Source organism: Pelomonas sp. KK5, from assembly GCF_001984095.1.
Taxonomy (GTDB): Bacteria; Pseudomonadota; Gammaproteobacteria; order Burkholderiales; family Burkholderiaceae_C; genus KK5.
Map to the genome: position 1 here is coordinate 1 of NZ_LYVQ01000066.1, position 17,308 is coordinate 17,308.

General features: G+C 69.3%; 21 protein-coding genes and 1 pseudogene. 12 read left to right on the top strand and 10 right to left on the bottom strand.

Features of this window, described 5'->3' with window-relative positions:
• From B0W88_RS12505 to B0W88_RS12520, 4 genes and pseudogenes are all read left to right on the top strand, one after another.
• Positions 1-680, top strand: a pseudogene (locus B0W88_RS12505) (DNA polymerase III subunit gamma/tau C-terminal domain-containing protein); the annotation flags it as partial.
• A 25-nt stretch (positions 681-705) separates the two neighbouring features.
• Positions 706-1,032 carry a YbaB/EbfC family nucleoid-associated protein gene (locus B0W88_RS12510; protein ID WP_077034990.1) on the top strand — a complete coding sequence of 109 codons (327 nt, stop codon included), beginning with the start codon at positions 706-708 and terminating at the stop codon, positions 1,030-1,032.
• Positions 1,020-1,610, top strand: a complete 591-nt coding sequence (recR, locus tag B0W88_RS12515) for a recombination mediator RecR (protein ID WP_077034991.1) — start codon at positions 1,020-1,022, stop codon at positions 1,608-1,610. The genes B0W88_RS12510 and recR overlap by 13 nt, the downstream gene beginning before the upstream one ends.
• Positions 1,611-1,642: 32 nt before the next feature.
• Positions 1,643-2,017 carry an MAPEG family protein gene (locus tag B0W88_RS12520; RefSeq protein ID WP_077034992.1) on the top strand — a complete coding sequence of 125 codons (375 nt, stop codon included), beginning with the start codon at positions 1,643-1,645 and terminating at the stop codon, positions 2,015-2,017.
• A gap of 7 nt (positions 2,018-2,024) precedes the next feature.
• Here B0W88_RS12520 and B0W88_RS12525 read toward each other — a convergent pair whose 3' ends face one another.
• Together B0W88_RS12525 and gloB are read right to left on the bottom strand one after the other, a co-directional pair.
• Positions 2,025-3,635, bottom strand: a complete 1,611-nt coding sequence (locus B0W88_RS12525) for a transglycosylase SLT domain-containing protein (protein WP_077034993.1) — start codon at positions 3,633-3,635, stop codon at positions 2,025-2,027.
• Positions 3,632-4,408 carry a hydroxyacylglutathione hydrolase gene (gloB, locus tag B0W88_RS12530; protein ID WP_077034994.1) on the bottom strand — a complete coding sequence of 259 codons (777 nt, stop codon included), beginning with the start codon at positions 4,406-4,408 and terminating at the stop codon, positions 3,632-3,634. The genes B0W88_RS12525 and gloB overlap by 4 nt, the downstream gene beginning before the upstream one ends.
• 31 nt (positions 4,409-4,439) lie before the next feature.
• Between gloB and B0W88_RS12535 the strand changes: the two genes are divergently transcribed.
• From B0W88_RS12535 to B0W88_RS12555, 5 genes are all read left to right on the top strand, one after another.
• Complete coding sequence (locus tag B0W88_RS12535; protein ID WP_077034995.1) at positions 4,440-5,216, top strand: class I SAM-dependent methyltransferase; 777 nt, start codon at positions 4,440-4,442, stop codon at positions 5,214-5,216.
• 6 nt (positions 5,217-5,222) lie between these two features.
• Complete coding sequence (rnhA, locus tag B0W88_RS12540; protein ID WP_077034996.1) at positions 5,223-5,705, top strand: ribonuclease HI; 483 nt, start codon at positions 5,223-5,225, stop codon at positions 5,703-5,705.
• 176 nt (positions 5,706-5,881) lie between these two features.
• The gene (locus B0W88_RS12545; RefSeq protein ID WP_077034997.1) at positions 5,882-6,568 is read left to right on the top strand and encodes a PEP-CTERM sorting domain-containing protein; all 687 of its coding nucleotides are present in this window, start codon (positions 5,882-5,884) and stop codon (positions 6,566-6,568) included.
• 36 nt (positions 6,569-6,604) lie between these two features.
• A complete protein-coding gene (locus tag B0W88_RS12550; RefSeq protein WP_077034998.1) occupies positions 6,605-7,150 on the top strand; it encodes a dCMP deaminase family protein in 546 nt (181 codons plus the stop codon).
• A gap of 143 nt (positions 7,151-7,293) precedes the next feature.
• A complete protein-coding gene (locus B0W88_RS12555; RefSeq protein ID WP_077034999.1) occupies positions 7,294-7,584 on the top strand; it encodes a hypothetical protein in 291 nt (96 codons plus the stop codon).
• A gap of 7 nt (positions 7,585-7,591) precedes the next feature.
• Here the strand turns inward: B0W88_RS12555 and B0W88_RS12560 are convergent, their stop codons facing one another.
• The 8 genes from B0W88_RS12560 to B0W88_RS12595 form a co-directional block, all read right to left on the bottom strand.
• A complete protein-coding gene (locus B0W88_RS12560) occupies positions 7,592-7,885 on the bottom strand; it encodes a type II toxin-antitoxin system RelE/ParE family toxin (protein ID WP_077035000.1) in 294 nt (97 codons plus the stop codon).
• Entirely contained in the window at positions 7,882-8,106 is a 225-nt protein-coding gene (locus tag B0W88_RS12565) for an addiction module protein (RefSeq protein WP_077035001.1), read from the bottom strand. The genes B0W88_RS12560 and B0W88_RS12565 overlap by 4 nt, the downstream gene beginning before the upstream one ends.
• Before the next feature lie 47 nt (positions 8,107-8,153).
• Positions 8,154-8,918, bottom strand: a complete 765-nt coding sequence (locus B0W88_RS12570) for an ATP-binding cassette domain-containing protein (protein ID WP_077035002.1) — start codon at positions 8,916-8,918, stop codon at positions 8,154-8,156.
• A complete protein-coding gene (locus tag B0W88_RS12575) occupies positions 8,915-10,096 on the bottom strand; it encodes a sugar ABC transporter permease (RefSeq protein WP_077035003.1) in 1,182 nt (393 codons plus the stop codon). Before B0W88_RS12575 ends, B0W88_RS12570 begins: the two co-directional genes overlap by 4 nt.
• 59 nt (positions 10,097-10,155) lie before the next feature.
• Positions 10,156-11,178, bottom strand: coding sequence for a D-xylose ABC transporter substrate-binding protein (xylF, locus tag B0W88_RS12580; RefSeq protein WP_077035018.1), 1,023 nt, complete (start codon positions 11,176-11,178; stop codon positions 10,156-10,158).
• Between the two features lie 78 nt (positions 11,179-11,256).
• Complete coding sequence (locus B0W88_RS12585) at positions 11,257-12,531, bottom strand: ROK family transcriptional regulator (RefSeq protein WP_077035004.1); 1,275 nt, start codon at positions 12,529-12,531, stop codon at positions 11,257-11,259.
• A 137-nt stretch (positions 12,532-12,668) separates the two neighbouring features.
• Entirely contained in the window at positions 12,669-12,932 is a 264-nt protein-coding gene (locus B0W88_RS12590) for a hypothetical protein (RefSeq protein ID WP_077035005.1), read from the bottom strand.
• A 222-nt stretch (positions 12,933-13,154) separates the two neighbouring features.
• Positions 13,155-13,625, bottom strand: coding sequence for an Lrp/AsnC family transcriptional regulator (locus tag B0W88_RS12595; protein ID WP_077035006.1), 471 nt, complete (start codon positions 13,623-13,625; stop codon positions 13,155-13,157).
• A 115-nt stretch (positions 13,626-13,740) separates the two neighbouring features.
• Between B0W88_RS12595 and B0W88_RS12600 the strand changes: the two genes are divergently transcribed.
• From B0W88_RS12600 to B0W88_RS12610, 3 genes are all read left to right on the top strand, one after another.
• On the top strand, positions 13,741-15,054 hold the full coding sequence (locus B0W88_RS12600) for an aspartate aminotransferase family protein (protein ID WP_077035007.1): 1,314 nt from the start codon (positions 13,741-13,743) through the stop codon (positions 15,052-15,054).
• Positions 15,051-15,833 carry a gamma-glutamyl-gamma-aminobutyrate hydrolase family protein gene (locus tag B0W88_RS12605; protein WP_233151698.1) on the top strand — a complete coding sequence of 261 codons (783 nt, stop codon included), beginning with the start codon at positions 15,051-15,053 and terminating at the stop codon, positions 15,831-15,833. The genes B0W88_RS12600 and B0W88_RS12605 overlap by 4 nt, the downstream gene beginning before the upstream one ends.
• A 97-nt stretch (positions 15,834-15,930) precedes the next feature.
• A complete protein-coding gene (locus tag B0W88_RS12610) occupies positions 15,931-17,298 on the top strand; it encodes a glutamine synthetase family protein (protein WP_077035008.1) in 1,368 nt (455 codons plus the stop codon).
• Positions 17,299-17,308 lie beyond the last annotated feature (10 nt).

Below are 17,308 nucleotides of genomic sequence, written 5' to 3' on the forward strand. Positions count from 1 at the left end.
CCGTCGAGGCGCGCGAGCCGGAGCCGGTTCTCCCGCCGGCACCGGCGCCGGTCGCCCGCCCCGTCGACCCCGACGCGCCGAGCGCCCGCCTGCGGCCCCGGGCCATCGTGATCGAGGAGCCGCCGGCACTTGAGGAAGCTCCTGACGACGAGCCGCCGCCCTGGCTGGACGCGGGGCCGGACGACGACGGCCGTGCCGGCGGCGAGGATCCCGCTCCGCCCGACGACGACGCCCCCGGTGGTGGCCTCTACGCCTCCACCTCCGGCGCCGACGTGGTCTTCGAGCCCACGCCGCTGGGCGAACGCTGGCACGCGCAGATCATGCCGCTGGGCCTGACCGCGCTGCCCCGCGAGATGGCGATGCAGGCCCAGTGCCTGGCCGTCGAGGAGGAGGGCGAGACCCTGGTCTGGCGCCTGCGCATCGAGCGTGATTCGCTGCGCCAGCCGGCGCTGAAGGACAAGGTGCAGGCGGCGCTGGCCGCGGCGCTGGAGCGCCCGGTGCGCCTGGAGCTGGAAGCCGGCGTGGCCCAGGATTCCCCGCATCTGCGCGAGGCCGCCGCGGCCCAGCAGCGCCAGCGCGAGATCGAACGCATCGTCGTCGAGGACCCGGTGGCCCAGCAACTGATGGCCCAGTTCAAGACGGCCCGCATCGTGCCCGGTTCGATCCGGCACGTTCACTGACTGATTTTTTCTAGGAGTACGGAACATGATGAAGGGTCAACTCGCCGGCCTGATGAAGCAGGCACAAGCGATGCAGGACAACCTGAAGAAGGCGCAGGAAGAGCTCGCCTCGATCGAGGTCGAGGGCCAGTCCGGCGCCGGCCTGGTGAAGGTCGTGATGACCTGCAAGAACGACGTCAAGCGCGTCACCATCGACCCCAGCCTGCTGGCCGATGACAAGGACATGCTGGAGGACCTGGTGGCCGCCGCCTTCAACGACGCGGTGCGCCGCGCTGAAGCAGTCAGCAGCGAGAAGATGGGCAAGCTGACGGCCGGCATGCCCATGCCGCCCGGCATGAAATTCCCCTTTTGAGCGCCCTTGAGCAACTGATCGAGGCGCTCAAGCGCCTCCCCGGCGTGGGGCAGAAGTCGGCCCAGCGCATGGCTTACCACCTGCTGCAGCACGACCGCGGCGGCGCGGGCGAACTGGCCCGGGCGCTGACGGCGGCTTCGGCCTCCATCGGCCACTGCGAGCGCTGCCACACCTTCAGCGAGGCGGCGCTGTGCCCGATCTGCGCGGACGAGAGCCGCGACCGGCGGCTGCTCTGCGTCGTGGAGACGCCCGCCGACCAGGCCGCGCTGGAGCGCACCGGCTCCTATCGCGGCTACTACTTCGTGCTGCTGGGGCGGGTCAGCCCGCTGGACGGCATCGGCGTGCGCGAGGTCGGCGCGGCCGAGCTGCTGCAGCGGGCGGCCGACGGCGTCGAGGAGGTGATCCTCGCCAGCAGCTTCACCGCCGAAGGCGAGGCCACCGCCCATGTGCTGGCCGAGGCGCTGCGCGCCCGCGGCACGGCCAAGGTCACGCGGCTGGCGCGCGGCGTGCCGGTGGGCAGCGAGCTGGAGTACGTGGATCTCGGGACGATCGCCCACGCGCTCGTCGACCGCCGTTGACATAACGAGTTACCAGAACGGAGACCCGGCCGATGACCATCGCCAACCTCTGCATCCTCGTCGCCTGCGCGCTGCCGGTCGCCTGCGCGGCGCTGGCCAAGTCCAAGGGCTTCGCCGAGCGAACATACGACAACCGCAACCCGCGCGGCTTCATGGCCGGCCTGTCCGGCTGGCGCGCCCGCGCCAATGCGGCCCAGGCCAACAGCTTCGAGGCGCTGCCGCTGTTCATCGCCGGCGTGCTGGCGGCCCAGCAGATGCAGGCGCCGCAGGGCCGCACCGACGCGCTGGCGATGGCCTTCATCGCGCTGCGCCTGGCCTACATCGGCGTTTATATCGCCGGCAAGGGCACGCCGCGCTCGGCCATCTGGGCGCTGGGCGTAGCCTGCTGCGCAGCGATGTTCTTCTGACGCCGGATCAGCGGCGCGAGACGGTCTGCACCGGGCGCTTCGGCGCCGCGGTCGCGAGGCCGCGGGTCTTGCCGGCGGGCTTGCGGGCGGTGGTCGTGGACGGCTTCTTCTTCGCCGTTGCCGGCTCGCCGCCGGCGAAGCTCGCGTAGACCAGCACCGTCTGCCCGGGCTTGAACGCCGCCTTGGCGCCGACCTTGTTCCACTGCGCCAGCTGGGCCGCGCCCACGCGGTAGCGGGCGGCGATGCTGGCGACGGTATCGCCCTTCTTCGCCTTGACGTTGACCCGGCGCAGCGGCGGCAGGTCCGGCGCGAAGCTCATGCTGGCGTTCTCGGCCAGCTGCTCGGAAACGTCTTCCTTGCGGTGCGCGGCGCGCGGCACCAGCAGCGTGGAGCCCTGCTTGACCAGCATCTTCGGCGGGATCAGGTTGATCTCGCGCAGCGCGGCCTCGGTCATGCCGACCTTCTGCGCGGCCTCCGAGGGCTTCATCGTCTTCGGCACGACCCAGGCGGTCCAGGTGGCCAGCGGGCCCTTGTGGGCGGCCAGGTTCAGCGCGAAGGCGCTGGCGTTGTCGTAGGGCAGCAGCACCCGCTCGGTCCCGGCGGCCAGGATCACCGGCTTGTTCATCTGCGGATTGAACTGCTTGAACTCGTCCACGCTGAGGCCGGCCAGGCGCGCGGCCACGTCCACGTCCATGTCGCGCTCGATGGCCACCGACAGGAAGTACGGGTGGTTGGACAGCGCCGGCAGCGAGAGCTTGAAGGCCTCCGGCGTCATCACGATGTTCTTCACCGCCTGCAGCTTCGGGATGTAGTAGCGGGTCTCGTCGGGCATCGACAGGCTCTCGTAGTCCGTCGGCAGGCCCAGGCGCTGGTTCTTCGCGATCGCCTTCTGCACATTGCCCTGGCCCCAGTTGTAGGCGGCCAGCGCGAGCTGCCAGTCGCCGAACATGTCGTGCAGGCGGTTCAGGTAGTCCAGCGCGGCGCGGGTGGAGGCCAGCACGTCGCGGCGGTCGTCGCGGAAGATGTTCTGCTTGAGCGCGTAGTCGCGGCCCGTGGCGGGCACGAACTGCCACATGCCCGAGGCCTTGGCCACCGACTGCGCCTGCGGGTTGTAGGCGCTCTCGACGAAGGGCAGCAGGGCCATCTCGCTGGGCATGCCGCGCTTCTCCACCTCCTCGAGGATGTGGAACAGGTAGCGGCTGCCGCGGGTGGTCATGCGCTGCACGTAGTCGGGCCGGGCGCTGTACCAGGCCTCGGCCTTGCGCACGCCCTCGTTGTCCAGCTCCGGCATCGCGAAGCCGCCGCGCAGGCGGGCCCACAGGTCCATCTCGGGCGCCGCCAGGTCCACCTTGACGCCGGGGCGCAGGCTGTCTTCCAGCAGCGTGGCGGCGTCAGCGCGCAACTCGGCGACGCTCGGCTCGGGCAGGGGGCTGGCCGGTGCGGCGGGCGTGGCCGGCACGGGCGTGGCCACGGCCGCGGTCGTTGCCGGCGGGGTGAGGGTGGAGACCTTGTCGTCCTGTGGCGCCGGTGCCGTGGCGCAGCCAGCGAGGGCGGCCGCGAGGGCGATGACGGTGATCAGGGGTCGGGTCTTGCGTGGGGCTTGTTGGCGGACGCTCATCGGAATTCGTTCTTCCACTGCCGCAGGCGGCCCAGTACGGCGACCGGGTCGTTGGCGGCGAGGGTGGGCTCCTGCGCATGGGCGGCGGCCTGGACGGCGGGCTCGCTGCAGCGCAGGAATGGATTGATCTGGCGCTCCAGCGCGATGCTGGAGGGCAGGGTGGGCTGGTGGGAGGCCCGCCGCGCCTCGCACCAGTCGCGATAGCGCTGGAGCTCGGCGTTGGCGGGTTCGACGGCCTGCGCGAAACGCAGGTTGGACAGCGTGTACTCGTGCGCGCAGCAGACGCGGGTGTTGCCGGGCAGCGCGGCCAGTGCCTGCAGCGAGGTGTGCATCTGCGCGGGCGTGCCCTCGAACAGGCGGCCGCAGCCGCCGCTGAAGAGCGTGTCGCCGCAGAACAGCAGCGGGGCCTGGCCCGGCGGCTCCGCGTAGTAGGCGATATGGCCGGCGGTATGGCCGGGCACGTCGATGACGCTGAACCTCAGCGCCAGCAGGTCCAGCGTCTCGCCGTGGGCATGCGGGACGAAGGGCTGGGGGATGGCCTCGCGCGCCGGGCCGTGGACCGGGCCCTGCAGCCGCGAACGCAGCCCTTCGATGCCCCCGACATGGTCGCCGTGGTGGTGCGTCACTAGAATGCCGGCAAGGCGCAACCGGAGGCGGTCCAGCGCTTCGATCACCGGCGCCGCATCGCCCGGGTCGACGACGATCGCGTCGCCGCCGTCGTGCAGCATCCAGATGTAGTTGTCGGTGAACGCAGCGACGGCGATCAGGTCCATGCAGCTGTGGTGGGTTTGTACAGCGAGTGCCATGACACGCGAAGCTTCGATTATAGAGTTGGCCGAATGGCTGCAGACCCCGCCGGGCCAGTACCTGCTGGCCTGGGAGCAGGCGCAGCTGGACGGCGCGGTGGCCGACCTGTTCGGCTTCCATGCGCTGCAGCTGGGCCTGCCCGAGCTTGGCGGCCTGGCGGCCAACCGCATGCCGCATCGCTGGCTGGCGCTGGACGGCGCGCCGGCTGCGGGCGCCACGCAGGCCGTGGCCCTGCTGTGCGAATTCGACGAACTGCCCTTCGAGGCCGCCTCGCTGGACCTGGTGGTGATGCCGCACACGCTGGAGCTGGCGCGCGACCCGCACCAGACGCTGCGCGAGGTCGAGCGGGTGCTGCGGCCCGAGGGGCGGCTGGTGATCCTCGGCCTGAACCCGGCCAGCTTCTGGGGGCTGAGGCAGAATCTCGGCCTCTTGCGGGGGCGCAGCAAGGCCCGGCCCGGCTATCTCCCGCGCGAGAACGACCGCATCGGCTACTGGCGCCTGCGCGACTGGCTGCGCCTCCTGAACTTCGACGTGGACCGCGCGCGCTTCGGCATCTACGCGCCGCCGCTGCGCTCGGCCAAATGGCTGGCGCGCTGGCACTGGATCGAGCGCATCGGCCAGCGCTGGTGGCCGGTGCTGGGCGCGGTGTACTTCATCGTCTCGGTCAAGCGGGTGCACGGCATGCGCATGGTCGGCCTGGCCCGCCAGCAGAAACTCTCTCCCAAGGCCGCCCCGGCGGTGGCCTTGCATCAACGACAGCAGAACAAGAAGTAAGCAGCCATGAGTGACGAAGCAGTATCCCCACCCGCGGTGAAGATCGCCCGCCCGCAGGTCACCATCTACACCGACGGCGCCTGCAAGGGCAACCCGGGCCCCGGCGGCTGGGGCGCCTGGCTCAGTGCCGGCGGCCACGAGAAGGAACTGTTCGGCGGCGAGCCCGGCACGACCAACAACCGCATGGAGCTGACCGCGCCGATCGAGGCGCTCGCTTCGCTCAAGCGCAGCTGCGACGTCATCATCTACACCGACAGCGAGTACGTCCGCAAGGGCATGACCGAGTGGATCTCCGGCTGGCAGCGCCGCGGCTGGAGGACGGCCGACGGCAAGCCGGTCAAGAACGCCGAGCTGTGGCAGCGCCTGCAGGCGCTGGCCAAGCTGCACCGGGTGGACTGGCGCTGGGTCAAGGGCCATGCCGGCGACCCGGGCAACGAGCGCGCCGACGCGCTGGCCAACAAGGGCGTGACCGCGGCGGGCCGCCGCTGATCAGCCCCCCCCGCGGATACGGGGTCAGGTCTTGCCGCGCGGTGTCGGGATTGTTGACACCGCCTGCCTCAGGCTCCGCGGTCAGTTGAAACTTAGCGTTAGCTAAGTGCCTGAGCCGACGGGAAAACGCCGGGTCGCGGGGGCGCCGCTGGCCCGGGGCTTGCGTCGATGGACGCATGAACAAATTCCTGACCGCGGCCGCCCTGGCCACCGCCTCGCTGAGCGCCTCCGCCTCGCTGACCCCGGCCTACGACACCTTCGGCACGCTGTCGGCCGCCACCTTCGGCGGCACCGGCATCTCGAACAAGGCCGTCGCCATCGACACCTTCACCGGCCGCAACCTGATCGGCCAGAGCACCGGCACGATCACGCTGGGCCTGACCGCGACCTCCCGCTACGCCAACCAGCCGAGCGTCAGCAACAACGGCGCCGGCGTGTTCTACGCCACGGCCGGCGTGGACAAGACCAGCCCGCTGTCCATCCTCGACCAGCTGGCCACCTGGAACCTGGACTTCTACATCGGCGGCGCCACGTCGAGCAACCCGTACGTCTACAAGCTGCTGGTGGACGTCGACCCGAGCGCGGGCGAGAACTTCAAGACCTTCTACCTCGGCGCCAACTCGCAGGATTCCTGGAACCTCGGCGCCGCCTCGCTCGAGCTGCTGGGCGGCTACAGCTTCAACCCGACGCGGACGGGCGACTACAGCGTGGTCCTCGAAGCGGTGAACATGTTCACCGGCAGCGTTGCGGGCAGCACCTCGATCCTGGTGGACGTGCGCAACGTGCCGGAACCGGCCTCGCTGGCGCTGGTCGGCGTCGCGCTGATCGGCCTGGCCGCGAGCGCCCGCCGTCGCAGGGGCTGAATCCGTTCTGCGTGATCCGGCGAGAATGCGCGGACCATGCAGAACACTCCCCTGATCCACTGGCACTCGATGTTCATGGGCGTCGCCCTGCTGGCCGCCGCCCGCTCCAAGGACGGCCGCAAGCGCAACGGCGCCTGCATCGCCAGTGCCGACAACAAGATCCTCGGCGTCGGCTACAACGGCCTGCCGCGCGGCTGCGACGACAGCGACGAGAGCTACTGGGCCGACGAGGACGACAACCCGCTGCGCTCGCGCCACAGCTACATCGTCCACGCCGAGGTCAACGCCATCCTCAACTGCGTCGTGCTACCGCTGACCGGCAGCACCATCTACGCGACGCAGTACCCCTGCCCGCGCTGCGTGCAGTCCATCATCCAGGTGGGCATCCGCCGCGTCGTCTACATGGACAAGAAGGCGCACCAGGCGGCGCAGCACCAGGCGGCGGACAAGATGCTGGCCGATGCCGGCGTGGAGATCCTGTCGCTGGACGAACTGGAAGCGAGCGCCGCCGAATGGTGCGGCAAGCTGGGCGAGTTCATCGAGACGACCGGGCCGGCGATCCACGGCCAGCCCGAGACTTGAGTTGACGAACTTGAGCCGAATAAGCGGGTGACCAAATGGCCAGCCGCAAGACTTGAATTGAATAAGCGGCTGAATCCCCGCCTTATTCCGATTTAAGTTTTTGCCCCGCCCGCCATCATGGGGCCTCCTGCAAGAGGCCTGTCATGATCGTTGCACTGCACCCCACCGCCGCCGTCCGCGAACCCGCACTCCCGCAGCTGCTGGATTCGCCGATCGTCGCCCCGGTGGACGGCGCCCGGCTGCAGCGCCTGCATGCGCTGATGTTCGCGGCCGGCATGGAGCTCGAACCCACCCGCATGATCTACGACCGGGCCTACGCCTACGAGCGCCTGGCCGCCGGCTTCGGCTCCGGCAGCGCCTCGCTGCGCGAACTGTCGATCGACCTGTTCGCGGAGTTCGAGCAGTCGGGCGAGTTCCTCGGGCTGGTGCACTGAGAGCAAATTAGCGCCGACGGATCCAGAACCCTGGCTTGCGCCGCTGATGCGCCACGGCGAGTACGCGAAGCTCGTCGGCGACGATGGTGTAGACGACGCTATAGGGGAAGCGGCGCATGGGCAACCGGCGTACCGCTCCGCGCCAGGGCGCACCAAGCAGCGGTTCCTGAGCCAGGAGCGAGGTGCTGCGCTCGAACTCGGCGATGAAGGCATGTCCGAGTTCGGCGCCGGCGGCGCGTGCGTAGTATTGGGCGCCGCCGATCAGATCCCGCTCCGCTTGCGGAACGAGGGAGACCTTCACGCCAGGGCCTGACGTGCCCGGTTCAAGGCCGTTTCCAGCAGCACGAGTTCAACAGTGCCACCCTCGACATCGAGCAGGCGCCCCTCGATCTCCTCTGCCCATGCCGCCTCGACGTCGCCGTCCGTGCCGACACTGGCCAGCAGACGATCAGCCAGTTGCACGCGCTCACGTGGCGTCAACTCCAGCGCGGCGGTTTCCAGCGTGGCAAGGGATTCGGACATGGGGCACTCCTCGGGTACTGCTGACGGCGATCTTATCGCCCTCGATGTCAGCCCGCCCGCCACTGCGCCACCCGCGCCACCGGCTTGCCGCCGATGATCATCGCCAGCACCTCGTCTTCGGTGACGTCGGCGGTGCGGTAGCAGCCGACCAGCTTCCCGTTCTTCATCACCGCCAGCCGGTCGGACAGGCCGAACACGTCGGGCATGTCGTGGGTGATCAGGAAGATGCCGACGCCGTCGGCCTTCAGCCGCCGCACCAGTTCGTGGACCATGCGCGTCTCCTCGGGCCCGAGGGCCGCGCAGGGCTCGTCCATGATCAGCACGCGGGCCTTGAAGTACAGCGCGCGGGAGATCGCCACCACCTGGCGCTGGCCGCCCGACAGCGAGCGCACCGGCACGCGGATGTTCTTGAAGTTAGGGTTCAGGCGCTGGAAGGTCTCGCGTGCCGCCTGCTCCATGCGGTCGTCGTCGAGCAGGCCGAAGCGGGTCAGCAGCTCGCGGCCGAGAAACAGGTTGGAGACGGCGTCGAGGTTGTCGGCCAGCGCCAGCGTCTGGTAGATGGTCTCGATGCCCAGCGCCTGCGAATCGGCCGGCGATGCGATCTTCGCCACGTCGCCGGCGACGCGGACCTCGCCGCTGTCGATCGGGTAGGCACCGGCCAGCATCTTCATCAGCGTGGACTTGCCGGCGCCGTTGTGGCCCAGCACGGCCAGCACTTCGCCGGGATGCAGTTGCAGGCTGACGTCCTCGACCGCATGCACGCCGCCGAAGGACTTGTGGACCTTGTCGATCTCGATCAAAGGCGCCGTCATGTGATCCGTTCTCCCGTCCAGCGCCTGTACAGCACATCAAAAGCAACCGCCGCGATCAGCACCTGGCCAATGATCACGTAGCGGCTGCCGATGCTGACGTCCATCAGCAGCATGCCGCTGTCCAGGAACTGGATCATCAGCGCACCCAGCACCGAGCCCAGCACCGTGCCGCTGCCGCCCGACAGCGCCACGCCGCCGATCACGGCCGCCGCGATCACGTACAGCTCCATGCTGGTGCCCAGCGAGTTGGTGCCGGCATTGAGCCGCGCCACCGCCACGATCGCCGCCACGGTGATCATGGCCGACAGCAGCAGGAACAGCTTGATCGTCACCCGCTTGACCGGGATGCCCACCAGCGCCGCCGCTTCCGGGTTGCCGCCGATGGCGAACACATAGCGGCCGAAGCGGGTGCGCCGCGCGATGAAGCTGATGCCGAAGACCACGACGCCCCAGATCAGCACCGGGATCGGCACGCCCTGCGGCTCGGGCTTGCTGTCGAGCTTGTAGGCGTTCATCACCGCGACGAAGCCCAGCACCAGCAGTGAGAAGCCCGCCATCAGCGCGAGGTCGAAGCCCAGCGGGCGCAGCGGGAAACCGTGTTTGCGCTTGCGGGCGCGCCGCGCCAGGCTGCTCCACACCAGCAGCACGACCAGCACCGCCCCTAACGCCCAGCTCAAGCGGGGCCCGAGCGCGCCGTCCAGTCCACCGCCCAGCGCCAGGAAGGCCTCGTCGGTGACCGGCTGGGTCTTGCCGTCGGCGACGAGGAAGGCTGCGCCGCGGAAGGACATCAGCCCGCCCAGCGTGACGACGAAGGAGGGCACGCCCAGCCCCGCCGTCAGCCAGCCCTGGTACAGCCCGACGGCCAGCGAGAGCGCCAGCCCGGCCAGCGAGGCCGCCGGCCAGCTCCAGCCCTTGCTGTACATCAGGAAGGCGATCAGCACGCCGACGCAGCCCAGCACCGAGCCGACCGACAGGTCGATCTGCCGCGCCACGATCACCAGCGTGATCGCGGTGGCGACGATGCCGACGACGGCCGTCTGCTGGGCGATGTTGTAGAGGTTCTCCGGCGTCAGGAAGGTGCCGGTGGCCAGGTGGAAGACCACGGCCATCACGGCCAGTACGGCCGCCATCAGCGTCAGCCTCAGGTCAAGTGCGGAGATCTGGTACTTGGCGTTCATGAGGTGGCGAGCGGAGCCGGAACGGCTCCGCTCGGTTCAGCAGTTAGTGGACGGGTCGTTTACTTGCAGGCGGCCGGGCCGCCGGCCTTGTCGACACCCTTGCATACCTCGTCCTTCGAGATCCAGCCGGCCTTGATCACCGTATCCAGGTTGTCCTTGGTGATGGACACCGGCTTCAGGAACTTGGAGTCGAGCTTGACCTTCTTCTCGCCGCCGTCCCAGCTCACCGCGCCGGCCACCTTCTGGCCCTTGGCCAGCGAGACGGCAGCCGAGGCGGCTTCCTTGCCGAGTTCGCGCGCGTCCTTCCAGACGGACACCGTCTGCGAGCCCAGCGCGATGCGGTTCAGCGCGGCGTGGTCGCCGTCCTGGCCGGAGACCGGCACGCCCTTGATGCCCTTGGCCGAGAGCGCCGCGATCACGCCGCCGGCGGTGCCGTCGTTGGAGGCCACCACCGCGTCGACCTTGCCGCCGTTCTTGGTCAGGATCTGCTCCATGTTCTTCTGCGCCACCTCGGGCTTCCAGCCTTCGGTGTATTCCTCGCCGACGACCTTGATGTCCCCGCTCTTGATGGCCGCCGCCAGCACCTCGCCCTGGCCGTCGCGCAGGAAGTTGGCGTTCGGGTCGGTCGGCGAGCCCTTGATGAAGACGAAGTTGCCCTTCTGCTTCACCTTGAACACGCCGCGCGCCTGCTCGCGGCCGACTTCCTTGTTGTCGAAGGTGATGTAGAAGACGCCGGGCGCCTCGATCAGGCGGTCATAGGCCACCACCGGCAGGCCCTTGGCCTTGGCCTTGGCCAGCGCGGGCAGGATCGCGTCCTTGTCCATGGCCAGGATGATCAGCGCCTTGGCGCCCTTCGCGATCAGGCCGTCCACGTCGGCCAGCTGCTTCTCGGGCGAGCCGCCGGCATCGGCGCTGACGTAGCTGGCGCCGAGCTTGGCCAGCTCGGCCTTGATGGCGGCCTCGTCGGTCTTCCAGCGCTCCTCCTGGAAGTTGGACCAGCTGACGCCGACGACCTGGGCCGAGGCGATCGTGGTGAAGGCGCCCAGCAGGGCGGTGGCGAGGATCTTGTGAACGAGCTTCATGATGGACATGTCTCCTGGGTTGGTCATCGAGCGTGCCGGCCAGAGCGGTGGCCGGGCACGGCTGTACAACTCACTGCCTCAAGCTGCGGCCCGTCTCGCCGCCGGGGTTGTCGTCGTGTTCAGGTCGTCGCCATGGCGCGAGGCGATGTTCATCACCTCGGCCGATTCGTCCAGCCGCTGCAGCACCAGCGCCGCCGCGCCGCGGGCCCAGGCCTCGCCGCCCTCGTGGTCGATCAGCACCGGCACCTTGCCGCGGTGGGGCAGGGCGAGCGCCTCGTCGAGCGCCTCGCGCAGCGGCCCTTCCAGCAGCTCGATGGCGAGGTGCTGGCCGCCGTCCACGATCACCAGCTGCAGCGCCAGCAGGTTGATCAGGTTGCCCAGCCATGTGCCCAGCAGCCGGCCCTGGCGTTCGAAGATCGCGCGCGCCTTCGCCCCGCCACGGCGGCCGGTTTCGGCGAGCCGGGTGTAGGTGGGCTCGATGTCCTGCGGCAACAGCGGCCGGCTCGCGGGGAGCAGGCCGGCCTCGCGCCCCTGCTCGACCACCGCGTAGTGCGCCACATAGGCCTCCAGGCAGCCCCGCTTGCCGCAGTGGCAGGGCCGGCCGCCGGCCACGATCTGCACATGGCCCATCTCCCCGGCCAGGCCGGCGCGGCCGCGGTACAGCTCGCCGCCGAGGATCAGGCCGACGCCCAGGCCCTGGTCCAGCGTGATCACCGCGGCATGGGTGGAGCGCGCGGCGCGGCCGAACCACTGCTCGGCCAGCGCCCGGATCTTGGCCTCGTTCTCGATGAAGACCGGCACGCCCAGCTCCGCGGCGATCGCTTCCGACAGCCCCGCCGCCCGCCCGCTGCCACTGAACACCGCCGACCAGTGCACCAGGTCGCCGAGCGAGTCGACGAAGCCCGGCAGCGCCACGCCGATGCCGGCCAGCGTGACGCCGCCCAGGTCGACCAGGCAGGCCCGCACCTCGCGCACCACGCGCCGCACCAGCGCGGCCTTGGTCATCGGCGTCTCCAGCGGCGCGTTGCGGGTGGCGCGCACCGCGCCGGCGAAATCGGTCAGCGTGACGGTCAGCTGGAACAGCGAGATGTTGACGCCGACCACCCAGACGAAGTCGGAGTTCAGCGCCAGCTCGCGCTCCTTGCGGCCGCCGCCGGCGGAGGGGCGGGCGCCCACCTCGACCAGGGCGCCGTTCTCCAGCAGCCGGCGCGTCAGCGACGAGACGGCGGGCTGGCTCAGGCCGGTGGAGGCGCCGATCTCGCCACGCGACATCGGTGCATCATTGCGGCGTACGGCATGCAGCACCCGGTACAGGTGCAGCTGCGAGATATGGCGGGAACTCAGGCGCGTCATGCGACGGTTGTCTCCTGGTCGCGGGAGACATCGTCACCCTGGGCCAGGGTGCGCGGCTCCGTTTAATTTTGCGCCATTCTATTTCTGCGAAATATTTCTCAACCCGGGCTTACCCGGGGATGCATCGCCGGGGTGTCTCACAAGGCGGTCAGCCAGTCGCAGCGCAGCCGGCCGGCCCGGTGCAGCCGCCGGCGCAGCGCGGCGTAGGCACTGGGCAGCAGGAAGCCGGTGAGGCACAGCGGCAGCAGGCCCAGCTCGTCGATCAGCATCGAGACCGGCGTGGCCATCAGCGCCATCACCCAGGCGGTCAGCACCAGGTCCCAGACCTGCAGTTCGAGCGGATGCCGGCAGCCATGCAGGCGCAGCCAGCGGCGGATCTGGGCGAGTTGCTTCAGCGTCACGATACGGCTCCGTGAGACGTAAGTTTCGAGTCAGGAAGATACGCTGAATTCAAGCGTTAGGGCGAGCCTTTGACTCCGGGAAACAAAGTCCGTCGGACAACTCCCGCATTGTGGAAAGCCGAGGGTAGCCAAGCAGGAGCGGCGGATTTGGGTGAGTGGGAAGCGCCGGCATCGGAAATCAGCCTGCTGGACGACGCGCAGCTTCGCGAGTTGGTGGGCCCCTCAGATTTCGAATGCAGTCGTCCGCTTGATCGTCCGCAGCACGAGCATCGAATTGGCCCGCGCGATCTCCGGCAGTTGCATCAGCACCTGGGTGTGGAAGCGCTCGAGATCCTCCGCGTCTCCGTAAGCGAAGCGGATCAGGTAGTCGTTGTTGCCGGCCACGTAGAAGCAATCGAGCACCTCGGGGCTGGCCAGCACCGCGCGCTCGAAGTTCTCCAGCGCCTGGGTGGTCATGCGCTCCAGATTGATGATGGTGTAGCTGCTGCCCTGCTTGCCCACCGCCTTCGGATTGACCAGGGCGACATAGCCGGCGATGACCCCGCTGTCCTCCAGATGCTTGACCCGCCGCAGGCAGGCCGACGGTGACAGGTGCACCTGCTGGGCCAGCTCCACATTGGTCAGCCGGCCATTGGCCTGCAGGGCCTTCAGGATGGCCCGGTCGATCGCATCGAGTTGCACTGTTGAGGCCATGGATCGAATATTCGGTTGAAGAATCAGAAGATTCTCGCACTTAGCTGCGCAACAAGGGGTTTTCCACGCATCGAAGCGCAAGCACATTGCGCGCCGGTCTGCCTAGACTTCCGGCATGGACGCGCACACCAATCTCGACGCCTACTGGATGCCCTTCACGGCCAATCGCCAGTTCAAGAAAGCCCCGCGCATGCTGACGCGCGCCGACGGCATGTACTACCAGGACGACGGCGGCCGCCCCGTGCTCGACGGCGTGGCCGGCCTGTGGTGCGTGAACGCCGGGCACAACCGGCCGCGCATCGTGCAGGCGATCCAGCAGCAGGCCGCCGAGCTGGACTACGCGCCGCCCTTCCAGATGGGCCACCCCAAGGCCTTCGAGCTGGCCGAGCGCCTGGTGGCGCTGGCGCCGCAGGGGCTGAGCAAGGTCTTCTACACGAACTCCGGTTCTGAGTCGGTGGAGACGGCGCTGAAGATGGCGATCGCCTACCACCGCGTGCGCGGCGAAGGCTCGCGCACCCGCCTGATCGGCCGCGAGCGCGGCTACCACGGCGTGAACTTCGGCGGCATCTCGGTGGGCGGCATCAGTGGCAACCGCCGGATGTTCGGCCCGATGCTGGGCGGCGTGGACCACATCCGCCACACGCACGACCCGGCGCGCAATGCCTTCTCCGTCGGCCAGCCGGCGCACGGCGCGGACTTCGCGGACGACCTGGAGCGCGTCATCGCTCTGCACGATGCATCGACGATTGCCGCCGTGATCGTCGAGCCCGTGGCCGGCTCGACCGGCGTGCTGGTCCCGCCGCTGGGCTACCTGCAGCGCCTGCGCGAGATTTGCGATCGGCACGGCATCCTGCTGATCTTCGACGAGGTGATCACCGGCTTCGGCCGCACCGGCCAGCCCTTCGCGGCGCAGACCTTCGGCGTCACGCCGGACCTGATGACCCTCGCCAAGGGCCTGACCAACGGCTGCGTGCCCATGGGCGCGGTGTTCGCGAGCCAGGCCGTGCACGACACCTTCATGACCGGGCCCGAGCATGCGATCGAGCTCTTCCACGGCTACACCTACTCCGGCCACCCGCTGGCCTGCGCCGCGGCGCTGGCCACGCTGGACACCTATGCCGAGGAAGGCCTGCTGACCCGCGCGGCCGATGTCCAGGCCTATTTCGCCGAGGGCCTGCATTCGCTCAAGGGCCTGCCCCATGTGATCGACGTGCGCAACCTGGGCTTGGTCGGCGGGGTCGAGCTGGCGCCGTTGCCGGGCGAGCCGGCCAGGCGCGCCTTCAAGGTCTTCCTCGACTGCTGGGAGCAGGGCGTGCTGATCCGCACGACGGGTGACACCATCGCGCTGAGCCCGCCGCTGATCATCGAGCGCGCCCAGATCGACCGCCTCATCGACACGCTGCGCCAGGCCTTGAAACGGGCCGCATGACGACGACGATGATGAAGAAGCCCCGCGTTCTCGTGCCGGCCTGCAACCGCCCCTTCGGCGAGCACCCCTTCCACATGGTCGGCAGGAAGTACATCGATGCGGTGCGCCTGGCCGGCGGCCTGCCGGTGGTCGTTCCCTCGGCCCCGCCGGAGGAGGTCGACGAGTGGCTGGACCAGGCCGACGGCGTGCTGCTGACCGGCTCGCGCAGCAATGTGCACCCGAGCCATTTCGGCGAGGCGGTGCTTGACGCCTCGCAGCCGCTGGACCCCGAGCGCGACGCCTGGACCCTGCCTCTCGTGCGCAAGGCGCTGGCGCGGGGCCTGCCGCTGCTGGGCATCTGCCGTGGCTTCCAGGAAGCCAATGTGGCGCTGGGCGGGGACCTTCACCAGGCGGTGCAGGAGCAGCCCGGCCTGCAGGACCACCGCGAGCAGGACGGCGAGCCGACGGAGGCGCAATACGCCGCCCGGCACGAGGTGCGGGTCTCGCCGGGCGGATGCCTGGAGGCGGTCCTCGGGCGCGAGAGCTTCCGGGTCAACTCGCTGCACGGCCAGGGCATCCGGCGCCTGGCGCCAGGCCTGCGCGTGGAGGCGACCGCGCCCGACGGGCTGGTCGAGGCCTTCAGCGCGGCGGGCCCGGGCTTCGCGCTGTTCGTGCAATGGCATCCCGAGTGGCAGGCCGCCGGCAATCCGGTCTCGATGGCGCTGCTGCGCGCCTTCGGCCAGGCCTGCGCCGACTACCGCGACCTCGTGCGCGACGCCGCCTGCGACCCGGAGATATAGGTCCGATCGATCCCTGCGCTTTCCGTAGCGACAGCCGCCAGGCCCGGCAGGCGCGAGCGTGCCCGCCTGAAAGATCCATCGAGCGATCGAGACCTTCATGACCGACAGAAACGACTTCAACTTCAACGACCTGGAACAGTGGTTCCGTAACCACGGCGTCACCGAGATCGAGTGCCTGGTGCCCGACCTCACCGGCGTGGCCCGGGGCAAGATCCTGCCGCGCGAGAAGTTCACCGAGGACCGCGGCATGCGCCTGCCCGAGGCGGTGGTGGCGATGGGCGTCACCGGCGAGCTGCCCAAGGAAGGCGCCTACTACGACGTCATCAGCCCGACCGACCACGACATGCACCTGCGCGCCGATCCCACCACGGCCCGCCTCGTGCCCTGGGCCAGCGACCCGACCGCGCAGATCATCCATGACTGCTTCGACCGCGAGGGCAGGCTCGTGCCCTTCGCGCCGCGGTCGGTGCTGCGGCGGGTCTGCAATCTCTTCGATGCGCAGGGCTGGGCGCCGGTGGTGGCGCCGGAGCTGGAATTCTATCTGGTGGCCCGCAACACCGATCCGGACATGCCGCTCAAGCCCCCGGTGGGCCGCAGCGGCCGGGCGGAGACCTCGCGCCAGGCTTACTCCATCGACGCGGTGAACGAGTTCGATCCGCTGTTCGAGGATGTCTACGACTACTGCGCCAAGATGGAGCTGAACGTGGACACGCTGATCCACGAGGTCGGCGCCGGGCAGATGGAGATCAACTTCTTCCACGACCACCCGCTGGGCCTGGCCGACGAGGTCTTCTTCTTCAAGCGCACGGTGCGCGAGGCGGCGCTGCGCCACGACATGTTCGCCACCTTCATGGCCAAGCCGATCGCCGGCGAGCCGGGCAGCGCCATGCACGTGCACCAGAGCATCGTCAACAAGGCCACCGGCCGCAATCTCTTCAGCAACGAGGACGGCTCACCCAGCCAGGAGTTCTTCTGGTACATCGGCGGGCTGCAGAAATACATCCCGGCCGCCATGGCCCTGTTCGCGCCCTATGTGAACAGCTACAGGCGACTGTCGCGCCACACCGCCGCGCCGATCAACATCCAGTGGGGCACGGACAACCGCACGGTCGGCATCCGCTCGCCGGTGGCCGAGCCGGTGGCGCGCCGCATCGAGAACCGCGTCATCGGCGCCGATGCCAACCCCTACGTGGCCCTGGCCGCCACGCTGGCCTGTGGCTACCTGGGCATCAGGAACCGGATCGAGCCCGGGCCGGAGTGCAAGGGCGATGCCTACCTAGGCGACTTCCAGCTCCCGCGCAGCCTCGGCGAGGCGCTCGAACTGCTGCGGGCGGAGAAGGACCTGGCCGAGGTGCTGGGCGGCTCCTTCATCACCGTGTATTCGGAGATCAAGGAGATCGAGTACGCGGAATTCATGAAGGTGATCTCGCCCTGGGAGCGGGAACACCTGCTGTTGCACGTTTGAAGGACCCAAA

Coding starts and splice junctions, on each gene's coding strand:
- B0W88_RS12595 (WP_077035006.1), bottom strand. CDS start 13,625: ATGGCCTCAACAGTGCAACTCGATGCGATCGACCGGGCCATCCTGAAG.
- B0W88_RS12570 (WP_077035002.1), bottom strand. CDS start 8,918: ATGACGGCGCCTTTGATCGAGATCGACAAGGTCCACAAGTCCTTCGGC.
- B0W88_RS12555 (WP_077034999.1), top strand. CDS start 7,294: ATGATCGTTGCACTGCACCCCACCGCCGCCGTCCGCGAACCCGCACTC.
- B0W88_RS12610 (WP_077035008.1), top strand. CDS start 15,931: ATGACCGACAGAAACGACTTCAACTTCAACGACCTGGAACAGTGGTTC.
- B0W88_RS12520 (WP_077034992.1), top strand. CDS start 1,643: ATGACCATCGCCAACCTCTGCATCCTCGTCGCCTGCGCGCTGCCGGTC.
- gloB (WP_077034994.1), bottom strand. CDS start 4,408: ATGGACCTGATCGCCGTCGCTGCGTTCACCGACAACTACATCTGGATG.
- B0W88_RS12585 (WP_077035004.1), bottom strand. CDS start 12,531: ATGACGCGCCTGAGTTCCCGCCATATCTCGCAGCTGCACCTGTACCGG.
- rnhA (WP_077034996.1), top strand. CDS start 5,223: ATGAGTGACGAAGCAGTATCCCCACCCGCGGTGAAGATCGCCCGCCCG.
- B0W88_RS12605 (WP_233151698.1), top strand. CDS start 15,051: ATGACGACGACGATGATGAAGAAGCCCCGCGTTCTCGTGCCGGCCTGC.
- B0W88_RS12510 (WP_077034990.1), top strand. CDS start 706: ATGATGAAGGGTCAACTCGCCGGCCTGATGAAGCAGGCACAAGCGATG.
- B0W88_RS12565 (WP_077035001.1), bottom strand. CDS start 8,106: ATGTCCGAATCCCTTGCCACGCTGGAAACCGCCGCGCTGGAGTTGACG.
- B0W88_RS12550 (WP_077034998.1), top strand. CDS start 6,605: ATGCAGAACACTCCCCTGATCCACTGGCACTCGATGTTCATGGGCGTC.
- B0W88_RS12525 (WP_077034993.1), bottom strand. CDS start 3,635: ATGAGCGTCCGCCAACAAGCCCCACGCAAGACCCGACCCCTGATCACC.
- B0W88_RS12535 (WP_077034995.1), top strand. CDS start 4,440: ATGACACGCGAAGCTTCGATTATAGAGTTGGCCGAATGGCTGCAGACC.
- B0W88_RS12600 (WP_077035007.1), top strand. CDS start 13,741: ATGGACGCGCACACCAATCTCGACGCCTACTGGATGCCCTTCACGGCC.
- B0W88_RS12545 (WP_077034997.1), top strand. CDS start 5,882: ATGAACAAATTCCTGACCGCGGCCGCCCTGGCCACCGCCTCGCTGAGC.
- B0W88_RS12575 (WP_077035003.1), bottom strand. CDS start 10,096: ATGAACGCCAAGTACCAGATCTCCGCACTTGACCTGAGGCTGACGCTG.
- xylF (WP_077035018.1), bottom strand. CDS start 11,178: ATGAAGCTCGTTCACAAGATCCTCGCCACCGCCCTGCTGGGCGCCTTC.